Consider the following 583-nt stretch of genomic DNA (forward strand, 5'->3'; position numbering starts at 1 on the left):
GGCCAGGATCACGACAGCGATCGCGAGAACTCCGATCGAGGCGAGCAGGTTCTGCAGCGTGGTTCTCTTCTCTCGACGGGACGCCCGTATCTCCGATCAGGGGCTGCCGCGCCTCGATCCCCGTCAACAGCGGACGTTGAGAAAGATCAAAGCGAATAGACCGATTTGATGTGAGGGTTTGCTGCCAAGCCTTGAAGGGAGAACGGCAGTGCGCGCACATCAGATCATGGCGGGACATGTCATCACGGTCGGAACCGAGGCCTCCATTCTCGATGCCGCCAAGTTGATGTTGGATCATCACATCAGCGGCTTGCCGGTGGTCGATGCGGCCGGAAGGTTGGTCGGCATCCTGTCGGAAAGCGATTTCTTGCGCCGAAGCGAGATCGGCACGCAGCGCCGCCGCCCTCGCTGGCTTCGATTCCTTCACGGCTCGGGCAGCGCGGCGACGGACTTCGTCCACGAGCGCGGACGGAGGGTCGGAGAGATCATGTCGTATGATCCCGTCACCGTGACCGAAGAAGCGCATTTGTCAGAGCTGGTTGGGCTGATGGAGAAGAAGAGCATCAAGCGGCTGCCGGTGATG

General features: G+C 60.9%; 1 protein-coding gene. It reads left to right on the top strand.

Annotated elements, in window-relative coordinates:
- Positions 1-208 precede the first annotated feature (208 nt).
- Positions 209-583, top strand: a 375-nt coding sequence (locus tag NS220_RS19055) for a CBS domain-containing protein (protein WP_153004397.1), incomplete at its 3' end; no start/stop codon positions are given.

Source organism: Microbacterium testaceum, from assembly GCF_001476655.1.
Taxonomy (GTDB): Bacteria; Actinomycetota; Actinomycetes; order Actinomycetales; family Microbacteriaceae; genus Microbacterium; species Microbacterium testaceum_C.